This window comes from Acidovorax sp. GW823-FHT05D11, assembly GCF_058795695.1.
The window spans coordinates 477,439-499,026 of the sequence record NZ_CM179502.1 but is presented as its reverse complement, the minus strand read 5'-3'; the positions used below and the strand labels follow the sequence as shown (position 1 = coordinate 499,026).

Annotated in this window: 25 protein-coding genes; 12 read left to right on the top strand and 13 right to left on the bottom strand. The window is 65.3% G+C overall.

What is annotated here, in order from left to right; genetic code table 11:
- The first annotated feature begins 18 nt into the window (after positions 1-18).
- A complete protein-coding gene (locus AC3RCE_RS02340) occupies positions 19-891 on the top strand; it encodes a c-type cytochrome (RefSeq protein ID WP_492245744.1) in 873 nt (290 codons plus the stop codon).
- 106 nt (positions 892-997) lie between these two features.
- Here the strand turns inward: AC3RCE_RS02340 and AC3RCE_RS02335 are convergent, their stop codons facing one another.
- From AC3RCE_RS02335 to AC3RCE_RS02325, 3 genes are all read right to left on the bottom strand, one after another.
- Positions 998-1,570 (bottom strand): DUF2946 family protein, encoded by a 573-nt coding sequence (locus tag AC3RCE_RS02335; RefSeq protein WP_492254427.1) that lies wholly within the window; start codon positions 1,568-1,570, stop codon positions 998-1,000.
- Entirely contained in the window at positions 1,563-2,582 is a 1,020-nt protein-coding gene (locus tag AC3RCE_RS02330) for a YheT family hydrolase (protein WP_492254426.1), read from the bottom strand. The genes AC3RCE_RS02335 and AC3RCE_RS02330 overlap by 8 nt, the downstream gene beginning before the upstream one ends.
- A gap of 66 nt (positions 2,583-2,648) precedes the next feature.
- A complete protein-coding gene (locus AC3RCE_RS02325) occupies positions 2,649-3,098 on the bottom strand; it encodes a YybH family protein (protein ID WP_218298042.1) in 450 nt (149 codons plus the stop codon).
- A gap of 233 nt (positions 3,099-3,331) precedes the next feature.
- Here AC3RCE_RS02325 and AC3RCE_RS02320 point away from each other — a divergent pair, with 233 nt between their 5' ends.
- From AC3RCE_RS02320 to AC3RCE_RS02295, 6 genes are all read left to right on the top strand, one after another.
- Positions 3,332-3,931: a LemA family protein gene (locus tag AC3RCE_RS02320; RefSeq protein WP_492255351.1), complete on the top strand. Its 600-nt coding sequence runs from the start codon at positions 3,332-3,334 to the stop codon at positions 3,929-3,931.
- Between the two features lie 35 nt (positions 3,932-3,966).
- Positions 3,967-4,899: a TPM domain-containing protein gene (locus tag AC3RCE_RS02315; RefSeq protein WP_492254425.1), complete on the top strand. Its 933-nt coding sequence runs from the start codon at positions 3,967-3,969 to the stop codon at positions 4,897-4,899.
- Between the two features lies 1 nt (position 4,900).
- Complete coding sequence (locus AC3RCE_RS02310; RefSeq protein ID WP_369641162.1) at positions 4,901-5,446, top strand: TPM domain-containing protein; 546 nt, start codon at positions 4,901-4,903, stop codon at positions 5,444-5,446.
- 444 nt (positions 5,447-5,890) lie between these two features.
- Positions 5,891-6,178 (top strand): DUF4148 domain-containing protein, encoded by a 288-nt coding sequence (locus AC3RCE_RS02305; protein ID WP_218338703.1) that lies wholly within the window; start codon positions 5,891-5,893, stop codon positions 6,176-6,178.
- A 92-nt stretch (positions 6,179-6,270) separates the two neighbouring features.
- Positions 6,271-6,567 carry a DUF4148 domain-containing protein gene (locus AC3RCE_RS02300; protein ID WP_218298038.1) on the top strand — a complete coding sequence of 99 codons (297 nt, stop codon included), beginning with the start codon at positions 6,271-6,273 and terminating at the stop codon, positions 6,565-6,567.
- Between the two features lie 146 nt (positions 6,568-6,713).
- Complete coding sequence (locus tag AC3RCE_RS02295) at positions 6,714-7,565, top strand: hypothetical protein (RefSeq protein ID WP_492254424.1); 852 nt, start codon at positions 6,714-6,716, stop codon at positions 7,563-7,565.
- 131 nt (positions 7,566-7,696) lie between these two features.
- Here AC3RCE_RS02295 and AC3RCE_RS02290 read toward each other — a convergent pair whose 3' ends face one another.
- From AC3RCE_RS02290 to AC3RCE_RS02250, 9 genes are all read right to left on the bottom strand, one after another.
- Positions 7,697-8,113 carry a F0F1 ATP synthase subunit epsilon gene (locus tag AC3RCE_RS02290; protein WP_218298036.1) on the bottom strand — a complete coding sequence of 139 codons (417 nt, stop codon included), beginning with the start codon at positions 8,111-8,113 and terminating at the stop codon, positions 7,697-7,699.
- Between the two features lie 75 nt (positions 8,114-8,188).
- Positions 8,189-9,595, bottom strand: coding sequence for a F0F1 ATP synthase subunit beta (gene atpD / locus AC3RCE_RS02285; protein ID WP_055396243.1), 1,407 nt, complete (start codon positions 9,593-9,595; stop codon positions 8,189-8,191).
- 33 nt (positions 9,596-9,628) lie between these two features.
- The gene (gene atpG, locus AC3RCE_RS02280) at positions 9,629-10,495 is read right to left on the bottom strand and encodes a F0F1 ATP synthase subunit gamma (protein ID WP_218298035.1); all 867 of its coding nucleotides are present in this window, start codon (positions 10,493-10,495) and stop codon (positions 9,629-9,631) included.
- Between the two features lie 18 nt (positions 10,496-10,513).
- Positions 10,514-12,067: a F0F1 ATP synthase subunit alpha gene (gene atpA, locus AC3RCE_RS02275; protein ID WP_055396240.1), complete on the bottom strand. Its 1,554-nt coding sequence runs from the start codon at positions 12,065-12,067 to the stop codon at positions 10,514-10,516.
- Between the two features lie 42 nt (positions 12,068-12,109).
- Positions 12,110-12,652 (bottom strand): F0F1 ATP synthase subunit delta, encoded by a 543-nt coding sequence (locus AC3RCE_RS02270; RefSeq protein ID WP_218341840.1) that lies wholly within the window; start codon positions 12,650-12,652, stop codon positions 12,110-12,112.
- Between the two features lie 10 nt (positions 12,653-12,662).
- Entirely contained in the window at positions 12,663-13,133 is a 471-nt protein-coding gene (locus tag AC3RCE_RS02265) for a F0F1 ATP synthase subunit B (protein WP_007847746.1), read from the bottom strand.
- 34 nt (positions 13,134-13,167) lie between these two features.
- Entirely contained in the window at positions 13,168-13,437 is a 270-nt protein-coding gene (gene atpE, locus AC3RCE_RS02260) for a F0F1 ATP synthase subunit C (RefSeq protein WP_099657604.1), read from the bottom strand.
- Between the two features lie 58 nt (positions 13,438-13,495).
- Positions 13,496-14,374: a F0F1 ATP synthase subunit A gene (gene atpB / locus AC3RCE_RS02255; protein WP_218298033.1), complete on the bottom strand. Its 879-nt coding sequence runs from the start codon at positions 14,372-14,374 to the stop codon at positions 13,496-13,498.
- A 19-nt stretch (positions 14,375-14,393) separates the two neighbouring features.
- Positions 14,394-14,867 carry an ATP synthase subunit I gene (locus AC3RCE_RS02250; RefSeq protein WP_218298032.1) on the bottom strand — a complete coding sequence of 158 codons (474 nt, stop codon included), beginning with the start codon at positions 14,865-14,867 and terminating at the stop codon, positions 14,394-14,396.
- 276 nt (positions 14,868-15,143) lie between these two features.
- On the opposite strand from AC3RCE_RS02250, the gene AC3RCE_RS02245 reads away from it, so the two are divergent.
- Genes AC3RCE_RS02245 through lipA form a run of 3 tightly spaced genes read left to right on the top strand, consistent with a single transcriptional unit; the run spans position 15,144 to position 17,211 of the window.
- Positions 15,144-15,461, top strand: a complete 318-nt coding sequence (locus tag AC3RCE_RS02245) for a YbeD family protein (protein ID WP_218298031.1) — start codon at positions 15,144-15,146, stop codon at positions 15,459-15,461.
- A gap of 47 nt (positions 15,462-15,508) precedes the next feature.
- The gene (gene lipB / locus AC3RCE_RS02240; protein ID WP_492254423.1) at positions 15,509-16,207 is read left to right on the top strand and encodes a lipoyl(octanoyl) transferase LipB; all 699 of its coding nucleotides are present in this window, start codon (positions 15,509-15,511) and stop codon (positions 16,205-16,207) included.
- A gap of 14 nt (positions 16,208-16,221) precedes the next feature.
- Complete coding sequence (lipA, locus tag AC3RCE_RS02235; RefSeq protein WP_218298029.1) at positions 16,222-17,211, top strand: lipoyl synthase; 990 nt, start codon at positions 16,222-16,224, stop codon at positions 17,209-17,211.
- Between the two features lie 42 nt (positions 17,212-17,253).
- Here lipA and AC3RCE_RS02230 read toward each other — a convergent pair whose 3' ends face one another.
- Complete coding sequence (locus AC3RCE_RS02230) at positions 17,254-18,735, bottom strand: TolC family outer membrane protein (protein ID WP_492254422.1); 1,482 nt, start codon at positions 18,733-18,735, stop codon at positions 17,254-17,256.
- Positions 18,736-18,873: 138 nt separating this feature from the next.
- Between AC3RCE_RS02230 and AC3RCE_RS02225 the strand changes: the two genes are divergently transcribed.
- Both AC3RCE_RS02225 and AC3RCE_RS02220 read left to right on the top strand, forming a co-directional pair.
- Positions 18,874-19,572: a transglutaminase-like cysteine peptidase gene (locus AC3RCE_RS02225; RefSeq protein ID WP_369641157.1), complete on the top strand. Its 699-nt coding sequence runs from the start codon at positions 18,874-18,876 to the stop codon at positions 19,570-19,572.
- Between the two features lie 30 nt (positions 19,573-19,602).
- A complete protein-coding gene (locus tag AC3RCE_RS02220) occupies positions 19,603-21,516 on the top strand; it encodes an EAL domain-containing protein (protein WP_218298026.1) in 1,914 nt (637 codons plus the stop codon).
- Positions 21,517-21,588 lie beyond the last annotated feature (72 nt).

The window sequence follows — 21,588 nt, the reverse complement described above, 5'->3', positions numbered from 1 at the left end:
ATACACCCTGAGGACGTCATGAGCGACAACCACCACGAAGAAGCCCATACCGGCCCGATCAAGAACCCCAAGCAGTTGCTGGTCGCGGTACTTTTCTCGTTTGTGATTCCGATCTTTGCCATCATTGGCTTGGTCCTGTATGTCACGTCGGCCGACAAGCCGGCCGCTGGCGCAGCCAATCCCGAGAAGGCCATTGCCGAGCGCATCCAGAAGGTGGGCATGGTCGAAATCCGCGATGCCAACCGCCCCCTGCGAAGCGGCGAAGACGTCTACAAGGGCCAGTGCGCGGCCTGCCATGCCACAGGCGCCGCGGGGGCTCCCAAGTTCTCGGACGCCGCTGCCTGGTCGGCCCGCATCAAGACCGGCTTTGAAGCGCTGGTCCAATCCGCGCTGAAGGGCAAGGGCGCCATGGCGCCGCAAGGCGGCGGCGACTTCAACGACACCGAAATCGCGCGGGCCGTCGCATACATGGCCAACGCCGCCGGCGCCAAGTTCGCGGAACCCGCGGCACCCGCCGGAGCAGCCCCCGCGGCTGCCGCCGACGCCGCGTCCGCAGCCCCTGCCGCTACGGCGGCCGCAGCAGCGCCCGCTGCCGAAGCCGCTCCTGCTGCTGCAGCAGCAGCGCCCGCTCCTGTGGCCGCTGCCGCCGCAGGCGCTGGCGAAGCCCTGTACAAGCAGGCGTGCCAGGTGTGCCACGCGGCTGGCGTGGCCGGCGCCCCCAAGTTTGGTGACAAGGCCGCCTGGTCGGCCCGCCTGCCTGCCGGCATCGATGCGCTGTACAACAGCGTGGCCAAGGGCAAGGGTGCGATGCCTCCCCGCGGTGGCGCCGCTCAGGCGTCGGATGCCGATCTGCGTGCCGCCGTCGAGTTCATGGCCGCGGCCGCCAAGTAGGCCCTTCTCTCCCGCATGCGGCGGAGCGCCGCGCGGGCCCATGAAAAAGCCGGTTCTGTGGACCGGCTTTTTTACTTTCTGCGCCCTGGTTCCTTCTCTTTTTTCTTCAGGTGCGCGCCATGCCCGCCCTGGGCGCCCGCCCCTGCATTCCACCAGCGCTCCAGCGACCATGCGGGCTCATGACGAAGCCGTAGCGCCCCGGCAAATCCTCTGCCCGCACATCCAGCGGTACCCAGCGGCCCGCCTCCACCGCCTCGGCGGCCAAGGGCACGTCCAGGGTGTGCACCAGCCCCACGCCCAGCTCCGACATCAGGTAGACCCGCCCCTGCGCATCCACCAGGCAGTCCTGCACCGCGCCCCCCCGGCCGGTGTGGGAAAGCACGGAAAAATCCGGCTGTATGCGCCACACGAGGGGCGTGGCTTCCAGTTCCACATACACGCGCTGCGGCCCGTTCTGGAAAAACCATTGCCCCTGCGCGTCGTGCTCGTAATTGCGCGCGATGAATTCGACCAGCTTTTCATGCTGCAGCAGGGACCCCTTGCTGCGCGGAAAGGGGCCCGCGGCCTGGACCTGGTCGTCGCGCAGGTACCAGTGGCCGCGCGCATCCAGGCCGAGCCATCCGTAGCAGTCGGGCACATTGGGCCACTTGGCCAGCGCCTGCTTGACGATGTCATCCATGCGGCGATTGTGCTCCCGCGCGCGCCATGGCCCCCGCATGCTCTGCCAGCCATCCCCCGACTGCGTCGGGCATGGCGCGCACATGCCCCGGCAAGCGCCCGTGGGCAAAGCCGACATGGCCGCCGTGCGGGGGCTGCCAGAGCGTGACGAACCCGTTGGCCACCTCCTGCGGCAGCGGCAGGCTGGCGGCCGGAACGAACGGGTCGTTGCGCGCATTGACGACCAGGGCCGGAAGGCGGATGCGGTGCAGCAGCGGCTTGGCGGAGGCGCGCAGCCAATAGTCTTCGGTGTTGCGAAAGCCGTGCAGCGGTGCGGTGAACACGTTGTCGAACGCATACAGGTCACGCGCCGCCACCAGGGCCTGCCGGTCGAACAGCCCCGGGTGCTGCGCCAGCTTCTGCAGCGCCTTGGGCACCAGGGTGCGCATGAACATGCGCGTGTAGACCTGCCGGTTGAAGCCGCGCCCGATCGCGTGCCCGCCTGCGGCCAGGTCGATGGGCGAGCACACGGCGGCCACCGCGTCCGCGCTGCGCGCGGCGTCCTCGCCCACTTCGGCGGCCCAGCGCAGGAGCGCGTTTCCCCCCAGGGAGACACCCACCGCCATCAGCGGCCCCCGGTGCGATGCACGCAGGCGCTGCAGCATCCAGCCGATCTCGGCGTGGTCGCCCGAGTGGTAGGCGCGCGGCGCACGGTTGATCTCGCCACTGCACCCCCGGAAATGCGGCAGCGCGCAGGCCCAGCCCTGCTCGCGCGCCAGGTCGGCGAACGCTTCGCAGTAGTGGCTGCGCGACGAACCCTCCAGGCCATGGAAGACCACCAGCAACGGCCGGGGTGCGCCGGCCACCGCCACGCCATCCTGCAGGAAGTCCACATCCACGAAGTCACCATCCGGCGTCTCCCAGCGCTCGCGGCGGTACTCGGGGCGGGGCCCGAACACCCGGCGCGAGTACAGGGCCGGCCAGATGGTCTGGAGCTGGCCTCCGGGCAGCCAGCGGGGCGCTACATATTTCATAGCTTTTAGCGCTTACAGTTCCGGGGCAAGAAGGCAAAAAGGCTTGAACATGGGAAGGCCATCGGCTCAATGGAGCACGGGCCGCTGCGCGTCCGCCGTCTGCACGTCCGGCGCGGCCCCGGGGCTGGCGTGGTGCGCCACCATGCGCCAGCCTTCGGGGGTCTTGTGGTAGACGTTGGTGGCCAGCACCACGGCCTGGTGCAGGCCGTCGGGCAGCATCACCTCCACGTGTTCGGCGACGCTGTGCACGGCGCTGGTGAGGGCCACCACCCGGTGCACCTGCACGGGCCGGGCCCGCACCGTGCCATGCGAAAACATGGCCTCGAATGCCGCCCGGATCGCCCCCGCGCCCAGCAACCTCGGCCCGCCGGGGTGCACGCAGACGATGTCGTCCTCGTCGGCCCAGCAGGACATCAACAGCTCGATATCGCCACGCTGCAGGGCCTCGTAGAACGCGGCTTCGGTTTCGTCCGAGGAACCTCCGAGGGTGGCGGCGCTGGAGCGGGGACGGGGCATGGTGATCGGCAGGATGGGGTGAAGGAAAGGCATGGCGGCCGGGGGCCCGTCCACGCGCAGGGCACTATTGTGCGGCCATCCCCTTGCGGGCGTGGTGACCATGCGGCCTGCCCGGCACCGGAAAGCGGTGGCGGCGCGCGCACTTGTTGCAGAATCTGCCGGGCGGCCACTGTCTGGCCCATTCGCACCCCGGTCCCTTGTCCTGACTCCACCTGGCGAACACCACCATGATGATGAAACGCATCTTTGCACTTCTGGCAACCGTGCTGGCCCTGAGCGGCTGCGGCTACAACGACTTCCAGCGCCTGGACGAGCAGTCCAAGGCCGCATGGAGCGAGGTCCTCAACCAGTACCAGCGCCGTGCCGACCTGGTGCCCAACATCGTCGCCACCGTCAAGGGCGAGGCGAACTTCGAGCAGGAAACCCTGACCCGCGTGGTCGAGGCGCGCGCCAAGGCCACCTCGATCCAGGTCACGCCCGAAACCCTGAACAACCCCGAGGCATTCAACAAGTTCCAGCAGGCGCAGGGCGAGTTGTCGGGTGCGCTGTCTCGGTTGATGGCGGTCTCCGAGCGGTATCCCACGCTGCAGGCCAACCAGGGCTTCAGGGACCTGCGCGTCACGCTGGAAGGCACCGAGAACCGCATCACCGTGGCACGCAACCGCTACATCCAGACCGTGCAGGAGTACAACGTGCTCGCGCGCAGCTTCCCCACCAACCTGACGGCCATGGCCTTCAGCTACCAGCCCAAGCCCAGCTTCACGGTGGCCAACGAGGCCCAGATCTCCGCGCCCCCCACCGTGGATTTCTCCGCCTCCAAACCCAAGCCCTGAGCGGACTTGCCCTTCCACCGGACAACCGAGAAAATATGCCCCTAGCGCTTATCCACAAAGCGCTGATAGCTATATTTTTTATAGCATTCGCCTTGCCCTGGGCCCGGGCCGACGGGGGCCTGCTACCCGTGCCTGCGCTCACCGGCCCAGTCATCGACCAGACCGGCACGCTGGACGCCGCCGACACGGCGGCGCTGGAAGCGCAGCTGCGCGCGCTGGAGCAGGCCCGGGGTGCCCAGATCGTGGTGCTCATGGTGCCCACCACCGCCCCCGAAGACATCGCGTCGTTCGCCAACCGCGTGGGCAACACGTGGAAGATCGGCCGCAGGGAGGTGGGCGATGGCGTTCTGGTGATCGTCGCCAAGAACGACCGCAAGATGCGCATCGAGGTCGCCAAGGCCCTGGAGGGCGCCATCCCCGACATCGCGGCGGCGCGCATCATCGACGGCGCCATGAAGCCCAGATTCCAGCAGAACGACTATGCGGGCGGCCTGCGCGACGCCATCGCCCAGCTTGGCGCGCGCATCGCCGGCGAGGCACTGCCCGCGCCCACGGATGCCGGCACAGGCCCATCGACGCCGCAGGACAGCGGCCGCGGAGGCTTCGACTGGACCGACCTGGCGATCTTCCTGTTCTTCGGCGTGATGGTGGCCGGTCCGCTGGCGCGCAGCATCTTCGGCGGGCGGCTGGGAGGCCTGTTCATGGGCGGGGGCGTGGGCTTTCTTGCCTTCGTGTTCACGTCCAGCCTGCTGGTGGCCGGCGGCGCGGGGATCATCGCACTGCTCTACACCTGGCTCTTCAGCGGCGTGGGCGGCGGCGCCCGGCAGGGCCGAAACGCCGGCCCGATCGGCGGCTGGGGCCATGGCGGCGGCGGTGGCTGGGGAGGCGGCACCAGCGGCGGCGGCGGGGGCTTCAGCTCCGGAGGGGGTGGAGATTTTGGTGGCGGCGGCGCCTCGGGAGACTGGTGACATGGGCCCTGAAACTGCAGCACCCTCGACCTTTCCGGGCCTGGCCACCGCCCTGTGGCGCCTTGCGCGGCATCGCTGGGGCGAACCCGGTGCACGCCGTGCGCTCTCCAGCGAAGCCCTGGAGCGGCTGGCCGCGCGGGTTGCGGCCAGCGAGCGGCAGCACACGGGCCAGATCCGCATCGTCGCCGAAGCCAGCCTGCCCTGGAGCTACCTGCGCCGCCATGCCAGCGCGCGCGAACGCGCCATCATGCTGTTCAGCAAATACCGCGTGTGGGACACCGAGCACAACAACGGCGTGCTGATCTATCTGCTGCTGCCCGAGCATGCGATAGAGATCGTGGCCGACCGGGGCCTGGCCCGCCACGTGGCGGGCAGCGAATGGCGCGATGTAATCGCACAGATGTCCACCCACTTCCGCCAGCGGCACTACGAAGAAGGCCTCGCGCAAGCCATCGAGGCCGTGTCGTCCCGCCTGGGCAGGCACTTCCCGCGGACATCGGACACGCCCGGCGACAACGAATTGCCGGACGCCCCCGTGGTGCGCTAGGAGTCCACCCGGCTGCAGCCCGGGGCGCGCCGAGCGCCGCCGGAAACGGGCGGGCGGACCGTGCGCGCCGCGACCGCGTGCGAGGGACGCAGGTGCGCCGCCACCCTTCGCAAGGGTGCGGCAGCCGCCGCGACGGCCTTTCCCAAGCCATTCACACTGTCCCAAACTCGCACCAGGGTTTTCCTCTAAAAACGGCTTCAGATGCCGCGCCGTGCCGCGAAATACGGCGGGTTGCGGCAGAGTTCCCTCTTCATTGTTTCCAATACTGGAACAGTTAGTTTGCGACCCGGTGGTTTTTCTTCGCGCCCCATCCACGTACAGTTCATCCCATCGATGAGCCGAACCCGCAAGGCGACTCACCGAACCCGGTTTGAAGCAGCTTTCCTCTCTCGCTCTTTGCTCCGGTTTTTTTGAGACGCTTTTTTAACTTCAAGGATTTTCATCATGAACAAGACCGCCCGCTTCCTCTCCATCGCCGCCGTGGCTGCTTTCGCTTCTTTCGGTGCCCAGGCCGACGAGGCCGATGCCTCGCAGTTCGCCACGAAGTTCGACACCAACCGCACCCGCGCCGAAGTGGCCGCCGAAGCCGCCACCGTGGCCCAGACCCGCTCCATCGAGCCCGCAGGTTCGCGTGTGGTGACCTACCAATCCACGGCCGACCGCGCCGCCGTGCGTGCCCAGGCCGCCGATGCCGTGCGCACCGGCCAGATCCCTTCGGGCGAGCGTGGTTGATCAGCGTTTGATTCGCTGAATCCAGGCCCCCTCCTGCTGCGTATTTCCCAGTACATCGCCCTCATTTTTTTGAATTTCACCGGAGTTTCACCATGAACAAGACCGCACGTTTCCTCTCCATCGCCGCCGTGGCCGCTTTCGCTTCTTTCGGTGCCCAGGCTGATGAAGCCGATGCTTCGCAGTTCGCCACGAAGTTCGAGACGAACCGCACGCGCGCCGAAGTGGCCGCCGAAGCCGCCACCGTGGCCCAGACCCGCTCCATCGAGCCCGCAGGCTCGCGCGTGGTGACCTACAAGTCCACCGCCGACCGCGCCGCCGTGCGTGCCCAGGCTGCTGAAGCCGTGCGCACCGGCCAGATCTCGGCGGGCGAAATCGGCAACGCCATGTAATGCCCAGATCCCGCATGCGGCGCATGCGGGACGGAAGGTGCAGATGCAAGCCAAAAAGGCTGGGGCCCCGCGAAGGGCCCCGGCCTTTTTCGCATGGGCCGGTCGGTCACAATGGCCGGGCTGATGGTTCCCACCACGCCGCCGCCATGCCCCCCTTCCGATCCATCGACCACGTCATGCTGCGGCTCCCTGCGGCAGAGCCTCTGTTCGAACTGTTCAGCCGGACCTTCGGCCTGCCCGTGGCGTGGCCCCTGCAGCGCACCGGCTTCGCCACCTATGGCTGGGTGCATGTGGGCAACACGGACCTGGAGTTCTGGGCGGCAGCCGACAATGGCGACCTGCCGGCCTGCGCGCGGCCGCCGCTGGTCCATGGTTTCGCATTGGAGCCCTCCGGGCCCTTGCCCGGCGCCATGGCCCACGCCACCTCGCTGGGCATCGCCTGCAAACCTGCCCGCCCCTTCCAATCTGCAGGCCACCGAGGCGAAGTGGTCACGAACTTCACCAACTCTGTCCTGCTGGATCTGTCAGCCCCCAGCTGTTGCGTGTTCTTCTGCGAATGGGCACCGGGCGCCCCCATCTACCCCTGGGACGATGCCACCACACCCGTGGAACGCCGAATGCGGCACAAGCAGGTGCTGGAGGCAAGCGGTGGCGGCCCCCTGGGGTTGCTCGGACTGCACGCGGTACGCATGGGCACGCCGGATCTGGCGACCCATCGGCGCCAATGGCAGGCGCTGAGCGGTTCTTCCCCCGGCGGCCACTCCATCGCGCTCGCCCCGGAGGTCTCGCTGGAACTGGTGCCGGGCGAGCACCTGCGGATTGAATCGCTGTCCTTCAGGGTCCGTTCGCTGGCCGTGGCACGCACCTTTCTGGCCCACCACCAACTGCTGGGGGCCGGCACGGAGGATGATCAGCTTGGCCTGGCCTGCGAAGGCCTGCACATCCATCTGGTGGAGGCACCGGCTCCGCCCGGCGTCCGCCGCTGCGGCAGTCCATGAAACACCTGCGCCCGCCCAGGCGCTGCAGCCCGGACAGCGCGGGGTGTGGAGGCTCCTTCATTGCATTGCGGCATAAAAAAACCCGGCAAAGCCGGGTTTTCTCTGGGCAGATCCGCGAGGGCCTGAATTGCTTACTTCTTCTGGCGGAACTTGCGCAGTGCCGCGATCTGCGCAGCCATCACAGCCAGTTCGGACTGCGCCTTGGCCAGATCGATCTCGCTCTTGGCATTCTTCAGTGCTTCCTCGGCAGAGGCCTTGGCAGCATTGGCCTTCTCGTCGTCCAGGTCCTTGCCGCGGATGGCGGTGTCGGACAGCACGGTCACACAGTTGGGCTGCACTTCCAGAATGCCACCGGCCACGAAAACGAACTCTTCGCTGCCGTCGGCCATTTCGATGCGCACCGAGCCCGGCTTGATGCGCGTGATCAGCGGGGTGTGGCGGGGAAAGATGCCCAGTTCGCCAGCTTCGCCAGGCAGCGCGACAAAGCGTGCTTCACCGGAGAAGATGGACTCTTCGGCACTGACCACATCAACGTGGATGGTGTTCATCATTGCTCCTAGGAAAAGGTGGGTTGCTTGATTGCTGAAGGCCGAGCGGCGGTAGGCTGCTCAGCCGCCGGGCAATCAGGCCACCTTCTTGGCCTTTTCGAAGGCTTCGTCGATGGTGCCCACCATGTAGAACGCCTGTTCCGGCAGGTGATCGCATTCGCCGTTCACGATCATCTTGAAACCACGGATGGTTTCCGACAGGGGAACGTACTTGCCTGGCGAGCCCGTGAACACTTCGGCCACGTGGAAAGGCTGCGACAGGAAACGCTGGATCTTGCGCGCGCGGGCCACGGCCAGCTTGTCTTCAGGAGCCAGTTCGTCCATGCCCAGAATGGCGATGATGTCGCGCAGTTCCTTGTAGCGCTGCAGCGTGCCTTGCACCGCACGGGCCGTGGCGTAGTGGTCTTCGCCCACGACGTTCGGGTCCAGCTGGCGGCTGGTGGAGTCCAGGGGGTCCACGGCAGGGTAGATACCCAGCGAGGCGATGTCACGCGACAGCACCACGGTCGAATCCAAGTGGGCGAACGTCGTGGCAGGCGAGGGGTCGGTCAAGTCATCGGCTGGCACGTACACGGCCTGGATGGAAGTGATAGAACCCACCTTGGTGGACGTAATACGCTCTTGCAGGCGGCCCATTTCCTCGGCCAGCGTAGGCTGGTAGCCCACGGCGGAAGGCATGCGGCCCAGCAGGGCGGACACTTCGGTACCGGCCAGCGTGTAGCGGTAGATGTTATCCACGAAGAACAGCACGTCACGGCCTTCGTCACGGAAGGACTCGGCGATGGTCAGGCCGGTCAGCGCCACGCGCAGACGGTTGCCTGGGGGCTCGTTCATCTGGCCGTACACCATGGCAACCTTGGACTCTTCGAGCTTCTCCAGGTTCACCACGCCGGAATCGGCCATTTCATGGTAGAAGTCGTTCCCTTCGCGGGTACGCTCGCCCACTCCAGCGAACACCGACAGACCGCTGTGGGCCTTGGCGATGTTGTTGATGAGCTCCATCATGTTCACGGTCTTGCCCACGCCGGCACCACCGAACAGACCCACCTTGCCGCCCTTGGCGAACGGGCACACCAGGTCGATCACCTTGATGCCGGTTTCCAGCAGCTCTTGCGAAGGCGACAGTTCGTCGTACGCAGGGGCCTTGCGGTGGATGGAGGCTGTCAGTTCCTGGCTCACGGGACCACGTTCGTCGATGGGCGCGCCCAGCACGTCCATGATGCGGCCCAGCGTCGCCTTGCCCACGGGCACGGTGATGGAGTTGCCGGTGTTGGTCACCATGATGCCGCGGCGCAGGCCGTCGGACGAACCCAGCGCAATGGTACGCACCACGCCGTCGCCCAGCTGCTGCTGCACTTCCAGCGTCAGGGTCGAACCGTCGAGCTTCAGAGCGTCGTAAATCTTGGGCATCTGGTCGCGTGGGAACTCAACGTCCACCACAGCGCCGATACATTGAACAATCTTGCCTTGCACTTGAGCCATTTTTCGCTCCAATAAAGATGTTGGTTGAGCTGCTTACACAGCAGCGGCGCCAGCCACGATTTCCGAAAGTTCTTTCGTGATCGCTGCCTGGCGCGTCTTGTTGTAGACCAGCTTCAACTCGCCAATGACGCTGCCGGCGTTGTCGGTGGCGGCCTTCATGGCCACCATGCGTGCCGACTGCTCGGACGCCATGTTTTCCGCAACCGCCTGGTAGATCAGGGACTCGACATAGCGGACCAGCAGATCGTCGATCACGGTCTGTGCATCGGGCTCGTAGATGTAGTCCCAGCCATGCTCGGTCTTCTCGGCCTGCATCTGCGCGGACGACAGGGGGAGCAGCTGCTCCACCACCGATTCCTGCTTCATGGTGTTGATGAACTTGGTGTACGAGAGGTACACCGCGTTGATCTTGCCTTCCGCATAGGCGTCGAGCAGCACCTTGACCGGGCCGATCAGCTTGTCCAGATGGGGCGTGTCGCCCAGGCCCGTCACGTGCGAAACCACCTTGGCACCGACACGGTTCAGGAAACCCAGGCCCTTGTTGCCGATGGCAACCGCCTCGGTGGACACGCCAGCGCCCTGCAGCTCACGCAGCTTGGACGTCACGACGCGCAGCACGTTGGTGTTCATGCCACCGCACAGGCCCTTGTCGGTCGTCACCACGATCACGCCGGCCGTCTTGGCATCGTTCACCTTCATGAACGGATGCACATATTCCGGATTGGCGTGGCCGAGGTTGGCTGCAATGTTGCGGATCTTCTCGCTGTAAGGGCGGGCAGCCCGCATCCGTTCCTGCGCCTTGCGCATTTTGGATGCAGCCACCATTTCCATGGCTTTGGTGATCTTCTTGGTGTTTTCCACCGATTTGATCTTGCCGCGTATTTCCTTGCCTGCTGCCATGATGGATCCTCGTCCGGTTTAAGCGAACGACTTCTTGAACGCGGCGATGGCAGCGGTCAATTCGGCTTCTGCGTCCTTGTCCATGGCCTTGGCCTGTTCCAGCTTGGCCAGCAGTGCGGCGTGGCTGGTCTTCAGGAACTGGTGCAGGCCGTGTTCGAAGTCGAGAACCTTCTTGACGTCGATGTCGTCCATGAAGCCCTTGTTCACAGCGAACAGCGTGGAAGCCATCAGCGAGATGGACAGCGGGCTGTACTGTGCCTGCTTGAGCAGTTCGGTCACGCGGGCACCGCGGTCCAGCTGCTTGCGGGTGGCTTCGTCCAGGTCGGAAGCGAACTGCGCGAACGCAGCCAGTTCACGGTACTGGGCCAGGTCGGTACGGATACCGCCGGACAGGTTCTTCACCAGCTTGGTCTGGGCAGCACCACCGACGCGCGACACCGAGATACCGGCGTTGATGGCGGGGCGGATACCGGCGTTGAACAGGCTGGTTTCCAGGAAGATCTGGCCGTCCGTGATCGAGATCACGTTGGTAGGCACGAAAGCGGACACGTCGCCGGCTTGCGTTTCGATGATCGGCAGTGCGGTCAGCGAACCGGTCTTGCCCTTGACTTCACCCTTGGTGAAGGCTTCGACGTAGTCGGCGTTCACGCGGGCTGCGCGCTCGAGCAAACGGCTGTGGAGATAGAACACGTCGCCAGGGTAGGCTTCGCGGCCTGGTGGGCGGCGCAGCAGCAGCGACACCTGGCGGTAGGCAACAGCCTGCTTGGACAGGTCGTCATACACGATCAGGGCGTCTTCGCCACGGTCGCGGAAGTACTCGCCCATCGTGCAGCCCGAGTAGGCCGACACGTACTGCATGGCGGCCGATTCGGAGGCCGATGCGGCCACGACGATCGTGTATTCCATGGCGCCGGCTTGTTCCAGCGCGCGCACCACGTTCTTGATCGACGAAGCCTTCTGGCCGATGGCGACGTAGATGCAGGTCACGCCCTGGCCCTTCTGGGCGATGATGGCGTCGATGGCCACGGCGGTCTTGCCGGTCTGGCGGTCGCCGATGATCAGCTCGCGCTGGCCACGGCCCACGGGCACCATCGAGTCGATGGACTTCAGGCCGGTCTGCAGGGGCTGGTCCACCGATTTACGGGCGATCACGCCCGGCGCGACCTTTTCGATCACGTCGGTGAGCTTGGCGTTGATGGGACCCTTGCCGTCGATAGGCTGACCCAGGGCGTTCACCACGCGGCCGATCAGCTCGGGGCCGACCGGCACTTCCAGAATGCGGCCCGTGCACTTGACGGTGTCGCCTTCGGAGATGTGTTCGTACTCACCCAGAATCACGGCGCCGACGGAGTCGCGCTCGAGGTTCAGGGCCAGGCCGTAGGAGGGCTGGCCGTCCTTGGTGGCGGGGAACTCGAGCATTTCGCCCTGCATCACGTCCGACAGGCCGTGAACGCGCACGATACCGTCGGACACGGACACCACGGTACCCTGGTTGCGGATATCGCTGCTGGCGGCCAGACCTTCGATGCGGCTCTTGATGAGTTCAGAAATTTCTGCGGGATTGAGTTGCATGACTCTTTCCTTCTTTCTTTGGTTCGCTGTCCTCGCCGCGCGTTACGCGGTGAGGGCCGCTTTCATTTGTTCAAGACGGGCCTTGACCGAAGTGTCCAGCACCTCGTCACCCACCACTACGCGAATGCCACCGATCAGGGATTCATCCAGCTGAACGGTGAGATTGAGCTTGCGGCCAAAGCGCTTTTCCAGCGCAGCGCTGACCTCGGCCAATGCTGCTGCGTCCATCGGAAAGGCGCTGTGCACCACGGCATCCGAAGAGCCGCTGCGGCGATTCACGAGGGCACGGAACTGCGCGGCGACTTCCGGCAGCGCGTTGAGGCGCCCGTTGTCGATGACCGTGCGCAGGAAATTCTTGGCCGTGTCGGACAGCGCCGAACGCGCAACCCCCGTGACAACGGCAAACACCTGGTCTGCCGTCACCTTGGGGTTGTCCGCCAGCTGACGCAACTGGGGGTTGGCGGCAATGGCCGCCAGTTCATCGACCCAGGCAGCGGTGCTGGCCAGGTCCATGCCCGCACCCGCGGTAGCGGCCTTGAACAGGGCATCGGCGTAGGGGCGGGCAATGGTGGCGAGTTCAGCCATGTGTGTCCCCTTACAGCTCGGTCTTCAGGCGGTTGAGCAGGTCGGCGTGAACGCCGGCATTGACTTCCTTGCGGAGAATCTGCTCAGCACCCTTGACGGCCAGCGCAGCCACCTGCTCGCGCAGGGCTTCGCGGGCTTGCACCGTTTGCTGTTCGGCTTCGGCACGGGCGGAAGCAACGATCTTGTTGCCTTCTTCCGTGGCGCGTGCCTTGGCTTCTTCGATGATGGCCTGGGCACGTCGGTCGGCGTCCGCAAGACGCGAGGCCGTTTCGTTGCGTGCCTGTGACAGTTCCTTCTCGACGCGCTGGTTGGCAGCGGTCAGTTCGGACTTGGCACGGTCGGCAGCAGCGAGGCCTTCGGCGATTTTCTGGGCTCGTTCATCCAACGCCTTCGCGATCGGGGGCCACACGAATTTCATCGTGAACCACACCAGGATCAGGAAGACGATGGCCTGAATGAACAGGGTCGCGTTGATACTCACGGCAACACCTTTCTAGAGTGGCGTTGAACGGGAATTACTTGGGCAGGTTGACCAAGAACGTGGAGACGAAGGGGTTGGCGAATGCGAACAGCAGGGCGATGGCCACGCCGATCAGGAAAGCAGCGTCGATCAGACCGGCCAAGATGAACATCTTGGTTTGCAGTTCGTTGATCAGCTCAGGCTGACGTGCCGACGATTCGAGGAACTTGCCACCCATCAGTGCGATACCGATGGAAGCGCCGATAGCGCCCAGACCAACGATCAGACCACAAGCCAGAGCGACGAGACCGAGAATGTTTTCCATGATGACTCCTGAGTTAAAAAAGAAAGGTTGAAAAGGAAAGAGAAACGAAAGGGAACCGTTAGTGCGCGTTGTGCGCCTGACCGAGGTAGATCAGCGCAAGCATCATGAAGATGAAGGCTTGCAGCGAGATCACCAGAATGTGGAACAGCGTCCAGATGGTGCCAGCGATGACGTGGCCCACAGGCAGCAGCACACCCGACAGCGACAGTGCAGCCGCGCCACCCATCAGGGCGATCAGCATGAACACCAGTTCGCCAGCGTACATGTTGCCGAACAACCGCATGCCATGCGACACGGTGTTGGCGACATATTCAATGACCTGCATGAGCAGGTTCACCACGCCCAGGATCAGGGCGAAGATGGGATTCTTGCTGGTGCCGAACGGGGCCGACACGAGTTCGTGCGCCCAGCCGCCAGCGCCCTTGATCTTGACGCTATACCAGAAGCGCAGCACCAGGATGGCGAACGCCAGGCCCAGGGTGGTGGACAGGTCGGCCGTGGGCACGACGCGCAGGTAGGCGTGGTGCGGGTCGTGGCCGGCGGCGCCATAGATCTGGGCCCAGATCGCGGGCAGCAGGTCCACGGGCAGCATGTCCATGAAGTTCATCAGGAAGATCCAGACGAACACCGTGAGGCCCAGGGGGGCGATGAACTTGCGGCTTTCGGCGTTGTGGATGTTGGCCTTGGCCTGGTTGTCCACCATCTCGACCAGCATCTCCACAGCCGCCTGGAAGCGGCCCGGCACGCCGGAGGTTGCCTTACGGGCAGCTGACCACAGGATCAAAAGAGTGAGGGCACCCAGAACCAAACCCACGATGATCGAGTCATAGTTGATGACCGTGAAGTCAACAATCTTGGTCTGGTTGATGTTTTGAAGATGCTGCAGGTGGTGAACGATGTATTCACTTGCAGTCGGAGCGTGCGCTTCTGCGGCCATCGGACAACTCTTCTCTCTATCAATCGGTTTTTCGGACACCGGGCCGCACCAACAGTGCCACCCAGTACGTTTTCATTGTGATCACCATGCCTACCAGCAGGGCAATCCAGTTCAGGCCCGCCACCAGCCGGGGTGCCGCTGCGAGCAGCGCCACCGTCAACACGATCTTGGCGATTTCCCAACCAAAGAACCCCACCATGGCGGCACGCGGATTGGAAGACGCCTTGTGGCGCAACACCCCCCGTGCAAACAAGCCAGCCGGAACCACCACCGCCAGAGCGCCATAAGCCGCAGACCAGCCCACCGACGCCCTGCCCGTCAGAAGCCAGGCCACCAGGGCCACCAGCATCCCGACCAGCGCCTGACCCGCCACCACCTTCCATACGGAGATGGGAGGATTGCGACTACGCCACTGTTCGGCCTCTTGGGCCGTCAGGGGCTTGAAGTCAGATTCTTCAGCCTCAGTTTCAGTCTCAGGCGCGATTGTTTTCATTGTTGAATGACGCCCGCGTTACAGACTGCAACTTTCACAAAGCCTCTAATTATAAGTAAAAACCCGTGGCGCTCGACAAAGACCCGCAACCCCGGTCCAAAACCGGTGCGCAAGCCTGCGCCGTTGTGGTGACGGGCCAACGGCTTTTTCCCTTTCCCTGCGGCCCCCGCGCACCGATCTGGCGCATGCCGCCCGGTCAGGGTTTTCACAACGGACACGCCGTTGAAGCACAATGGCAAAGCCCTGCCAGCTCCTGAAACCGAAGCACTTTCCGCCATGACATCCTCCAGCCTGCCGCCTGAAAACGGCCCCGACACACAGCCTAACGATCCCCGCAAGGACTCTCTGATCGAATACCCCTCCAGGTTCCCGATCAAGGTCATGGGTGCGAAGGTGGATGGCTTCGTGCATGCCGTGACGGAACTGGCCCGCCAGTTCGACCCGACCTTCGACGCTGGCACCATTGAACTGCGCGACAGCCGGGCCGGCAATTACCTCGGAGTTACCATCACCATCACCGCGACCAGCCGGGAGCAGCTCGACAATCTGTACCGCGCGCTGTCGTCGCACCCCATGGTGAAGGTGGTGCTGTAAGGCCCGCGCCCGCATCAGCCAGACAGAGATAGATAGAGATAGCACTCATGGCCATCGACCTTCGCGTGCTTGGCCGCGTGGACTATGCCGCCACGGTGCAGGCCATGCAGGACTACACGGCCACCCGCGCAGCCAAGACCGTGGATGCGCTATGGATATGCGAGCACGCGCCGCTGTACACCCAAGGGCTGGCCGGCAAAAGCGACCACCTCCTGCACCCCGGAGATATTCCTGTCGTTGCCACCAACCGGGGGGGCCAGGTCACTTTCCATGGCCCCGGCCAGGTCGTGGCCTATCCCCTGATCGACCTTCAGCGCGCGGGCTACTTCGTCAAGGAGTATGTGTACCGCGTGGAGGAAGCCGCGATCCGCACGCTGGCGCACTTTGGCGTCACGGGCCATCGCGTCGCCGGGGCCCCCGGCATCTACGTGCGCCTGGACGACCCGCACAGCCATGCACTGCTGCCGCAGCGCCCCCAGAAGCGCCCGGAGAACGGCGCCATCGCCGCGCCGGACTTCACGGGCCTGGGCAAGATCGCGGCCCTGGGCATCAAGGTCAGCCGGCACTGCACCTACCACGGCGTGGCGCTCAACGTGGCGATGGACCTGGAACCCTTTGAGCGCATCAACCCTTGCGGTTACGCAGGATTGCGAACGGTGGACCTTTCTACAATCGGGGTCCACACCACCTGGGAGGAAGCCGCACAGGTGCTGGGCCAGCAGCTCAGCATCCGGCTCGCGCCCTGAACCGCCTACACGCCATGAGCACCCCTGAAGTCGTCCGCGAAGCGCAATCCACAGAAGCCTACAACCCGCTGGCCAAGCAGAAGGCCGCGGCCAAGCTGTCGCGCATCCCCATCAAGGTGGAGCAGGGCGAGGTGCTCAAGAAGCCTGAATGGATCCGGGTGAAAGCCGGCAGCCCGACAACGCGCTTCTATGAAATCAAGGAGATCCTGCGCGAGCACAAGCTGCACACGGTCTGTGAGGAAGCCTCCTGCCCCAACATCGGCGAATGCTTCGGCAAGGGCACGGCCACCTTCATGATCATGGGCGACAAGTGCACGCGACGCTGCCCGTTCTGCGACGTGGGCCACGGCCGCCCCGATCCGCTGGACAAGGACGAGCCGCTGAACCTGGCCAAGACCATCGCCGCCCTCAAGCTCAAGTACGTGGTGATCACCAGCGTGGACCGCGACGACCTGCGCGACGGCGGCAGCGGCCACTTCGTGGAATGCATCCAGAACATCCGCGAACTGTCGCCCGCCACGCAGATCGAGATCCTGGTGCCCGACTTCCGGGGCCGCGACGACCGCGCGCTCGAGATCCTCAAGGCCGCGCCTCCCGACGTGATGAACCACAACCTGGAGACCGCACCCCGCCTGTACAAGGAAGCGCGCCCCGGCTCCGACTACCAGTTCAGCCTGAACCTGCTCAAGAAGTTCAAGGCGCTGCATCCCAAGGTACCGACCAAGAGCGGCATCATGGTGGGCCTGGGCGAGACGGATGAAGAGATCCTGCAGGTGATGCGCGACATGCGCGCGCACGACATCGACATGCTGACCATCGGCCAGTACCTGTCGCCCAGCAACAGCCACCTGCCGGTGCGCCGCTACGTGCATCCCGACACCTTCAAGATGTTCGAGCAGGAGGCCTACAAGATGGGCTTCAGCCACGCTGCGGTGGGCGCCATGGTGCGCAGCAGCTACCACGCGGACCAACAGGCGCACGCCGCAGGCGTCGCCGCCGCCTAGTCCGAACGCCTCGCGAAGCCAGGCGGCCGGGGCCTTCGCCCCCTAGCGGGCAGCGGCGGGCCGGGGCGCACCCGTGGGCTGCGCGGGCAGCGTGGCACGCGGACGTGCCGGCGTATCGGCAACCGCCCTCGCCTTGTCCACGGCGATCGATACAGGGACTTCGGCGGGACACAGATCGGCGGGGTCGATGCCACTGCGCTGCTGGCCCGCGTCTGCGGGCGAGGGCATGTCGGCCCGGCTCACATTCAACGCGGCCAGCAGCTGCCCCATCGCGCCCAGGGTCCGCGCCTGCGCCACCACCTGGTCGTAGCGCGCGTTGACATAGGCCCGGCTCGCCTGGAATGCCTCGTTCTGCGTGTCCAGCAAATCCAGCAGGGTGCGCTGCCCGAGATCGAATTGCTGGCGGTAGGCTTCCCGGGCCTTTTCCGTCGACAGGCGGTGCTGGTCCAGATAGGTCATCTGCTCCACCAGCCTCCGCGCATCATTGAACGCGATCGCCGTGGTCTGGCGCACGTCCCTGCAGGCCTTTTCCTTCAGCTCCCGGGCCTGGAACTTGTTCTCCACCGCCTGCTGCTCCCGCGCCTTGTCGGCACCGCCCCTGAAGAAGTTGTAGGTCAGCACCAGCTCCACGGTGCTGTCGCGCGAGCGCCCCTGCTCCCCGATGAGGTTGCGGTCCCACGACTGGCGGGCCCTGAAGTCGACCCGGGGCATGAAGCCGGCCTTCTGCGATGCAATGCCTGCCTCGCTGGCCAGCATGTTCTCGATGGCAGCGTTGATCGTGGGACTGTTGTTGAGCGCAAGGGTCACCACCTCGTCGGTCTTTTGCGGCAGCTGGGTAAGCCGAAAGCCTTCGGGCAAGGGCGGCAGCGCGGGCGGCGGCAGCTCGCCCACCAGCCGCTGGTAGCGGGCGCTGACATCGTGCAGGTTGGAGATTTCCGTCAGCAGATTCGACTCCGCCAGCGCGAGGCGGCCCGTCGCCTGTTCGAGATCGACGCGGCGCCCCACGCCCGCGGAAGTGCGCTCGTCAATCTGGTTGGTGGTCAGCTTGTGCTCCACATAGTTCTGCTTGGCCTGCTCCACCAGTTCGCGGTACCGCGCCACATCGGCATAGGCGCGCACCGCTTCCAGCGCCGCTGTCTCGGAGGCCTCCACCAGTTCGTAGTACCGCGTGAGCTTGGCGTGGCCGAGCCGCCGCACTTCGCTGCTGGTGAAGAAGCCATCGAACAGCATCTGGTTCAGCGTGAGCGCCGCGCCGGTATGGTGGTACGAGCCCGTGCTGCCGGAAGGCCGCACACGGTTCTCGCGGCCGGTGCTGGCCACCGCGTCCAGCTGGGGAAGGAAGCCGGCGCGCGCAACGCTTCGCTCTGAATCGGCTGCCCGGAAACCGAACCATCGCGCCTGGACGTCCGGGTTGCTCACCACCGCCTTTCGGGCTGCGTCCACAAGGCCTTCCGGGAGAGCTTGTGCGGATGCACTAGTGCTGACCACGACGGCCGCGGCGATCAGGGTAAGAGGAAGTTTCATGACAACTCCGAATCATTTGTGATGCAGAATTGAAACGTAGCATTTCGATTGAAACTCGCACAGTTTTTTTTTACAACTCTGCAACCACTGGTTGAATCCAGTTACTTCCGCGCAAGGTAGCCGCGTTTCGCGTGTTCCATGCATTTCCTGCAGCCACTTTTCCAGCACGCGCCCCGGGCCACCGCGCACTTCCGGGTGGTGCTGGCATTGGCCGTTGCAACCCTGCTGGGGGCCGTATTCAGCGCCCCTGACCTGGACAGGATTCAAGCCCTCGCCCTCCAGCGCCACGGCCCCAAGGGGGCCGAGCAGGTCAGCGCCTGGCGCGCCATGCTCAACGAGGGCCAGCACCTGAGCGAGGTGGACAAGCTCGCCCACGTCAACAGCTTCTTCAACCGCCGCATGCTGTTTGAAAGCGATGCGGTGGTCTGGCAGCAAAACGACTACTGGGCCACGCCGCTGGAGTTCATGGGGCGCGGCGCGGGCGACTGCGAAGACTTCTCCATCGCCAAATACATCACGCTGCTGCACATGGGCGTGCCCAACGACAGGCTGCGGATGATCTACGTGAGGGCCCGCATCGGCGGCCCCGGCAGCAGCAAGAGCGAAGCCCACATGGTCCTGGGCTACTACGCCCATCCGGCCGAAGAGCCGGTGGTGCTGGACAACCTGATCACGGCCATCCGCCCGGCCTCGTCCCGGCCGGACCTGTCCCCCGTGTTCAGCTTCAACAACGAAGGGCTGTGGGTGTCCGGCGCATCCACATCGTCGGCAGACCCGACGACGCGGCTGTCACGCTGGCGCGACGTACTCGAACGCATGCGGCAAGAGGGTTTCTGACCCCTGCACCAATCACCGGAGATAGCGACCATGTCACTCACCAAACAACTCTGGCTTGCCATCGGACTGGTCATGGCGCTGGCCTTTGGAGGCAGCATGCTCGTCAGCGTCCTGTCCGCGCGGCACTACCTGCAGCAGCAGCTGCAGATCAAGAACTTCGACAACGCCACGTCGCTGGCGCTGGCGCTTTCGCAGCTCGACAAGGACCCGGTCACGGTGGAGCTGCAGGTCGCCGCGCAGTTTGACGCTGGCCACTACCGCTTCATCCGCATCGCCTCGCCCACGGGCCAGACGCTCGTGCAGCGCACCTTCGACGGGCAGTTGGAAGGCGCGCCCGGCTGGTTCGCCCGGCTGATCCCGATCAGCGCGGAGCCTGGCAGGGCGCTGATCCAGGATGGATGGAAACAATATGGAACGCTGACCCTCGCAAGCCACGACCAGTACGCCTACCGCAGCCTCTGGAGCGGCACGCTGGAACTGCTGGCCTGGTTCGTCCTGGGCAGCCTTGTCGCGGGCGGCGCGGGAACCATCGCGGTGCGCCGCATCACGCGCCCCTTGCGCGATGTGGTCGCGCAGGCCGAGGCCATCGCGGAGCGGCGTTTCATCAAGATCACGGAGCCGCGGACACCCGAACTGCGCAGCGTGGCGCGGGGCATGAACGACATGGTCGCGCGCCTGCGGTCCATGTTCGGGGAGGAGGCGGCCCGCCTGGAAGGGCTGCGCAAGAAGGTCAACCGCGATGCAGTCACCGGCCTCTCCAGCCGCGAGTACTTCCTGTCGCACCTGCGCGAAGCCCTGGAAGGCGAGCAATTCCTCTCATCGGGCAGCCTGGTGATTGTCCGCCTGGCCAATCTGGAGAGGCTGAACGCGCAACTGGGCCATCAGCGGGTGGATGCCCTGCTCAAGCACCTGGGCTCCGTGCTCTACAAGAGCGGCGAGGGCAAGCCCGGCCAGCGCGCGGGGCGCCTCAACGGCGGTGAGTTCGGCGTCCTGTGCCCCTCCACGCCGTCCCCGTCCGAGGCCGCGCAGGATATCTTCGCGCGCCTGTCATCGCAATGGCTGCCCCACTGGTCTGCCACGGCCCCCGACCTGTTCCACATCTGCGCCGTGGGCTACCGGCGCCAGGAAACCCTGGGCGCGCTTTTCAGCAGGGCGGATGAGGCGCTGGCGCGGGCGCAATCCCTGGGCCCCAACAGCATGTTCGCCGACGAAGGCGAGCACCCCGCCGAGGCCCGGCCCGCCGAACAATGGCGCACGCTGCTGACCGAAGCCGTCACCGGTGGCAGGCTGCAGCTGGCCTTCTACCCCGTTGTCGACGGACGCGGCGAAGGCGCCATCCACCAGGAAGGCGTGATCCGCCTGGCGTCCGACGCCTCGGGCGCCCTGCTGTCCGCGGGCGACTTCATGCCGATGGCCGCGCACCTGAACCTCACGGCCCCCATCGACCTGCGCGTGGTGCGCCTGGCCATCGAGCACCTGCGCGGCACGGCCGGCGACATCGCGATCAACCTGTCGTCCGAGACCATCGCGGACTTCCACTTCCGCAACGAGCTGATGCAGTTGCTGCGCGCCTACCCCGACATCTGTCCACGCCTGCTTTTCGAGGTGCCGGAGTACGGGGTGTTCCGCGCCTTCGATGCGTTCAAGGAGCTTGCCCACACCCTGCAGCAACTCGGATGCCGCGTGGGCATCGAATACTTCGGCCAGCGGTTCACCGAAGGCAACAAACTCGCCGACCTGGGGCTGGACTACATCAAGGTGCATCCCAGCTACGTGCGCGGCATCGCGGGCAATCTGGGCAACCAGGAGTTTCTCAAGGGGCTGTGCAGCATCGCCCATGCCATTGGTATCCAGGTCATCGCGCTGGGGGTCGAATCGCGGGACGACCTGCCCCTGCTGGCCTCGCTGGGCTTTGATGGCGCCACAGGGCCGGGCATCCGTTGAGGCGTTCCGGCGGCGCCTGGCATCTTCCTTGCCATCCTCGCGCGCTGCCGCACGCAAGGGATGCCGCTCTGG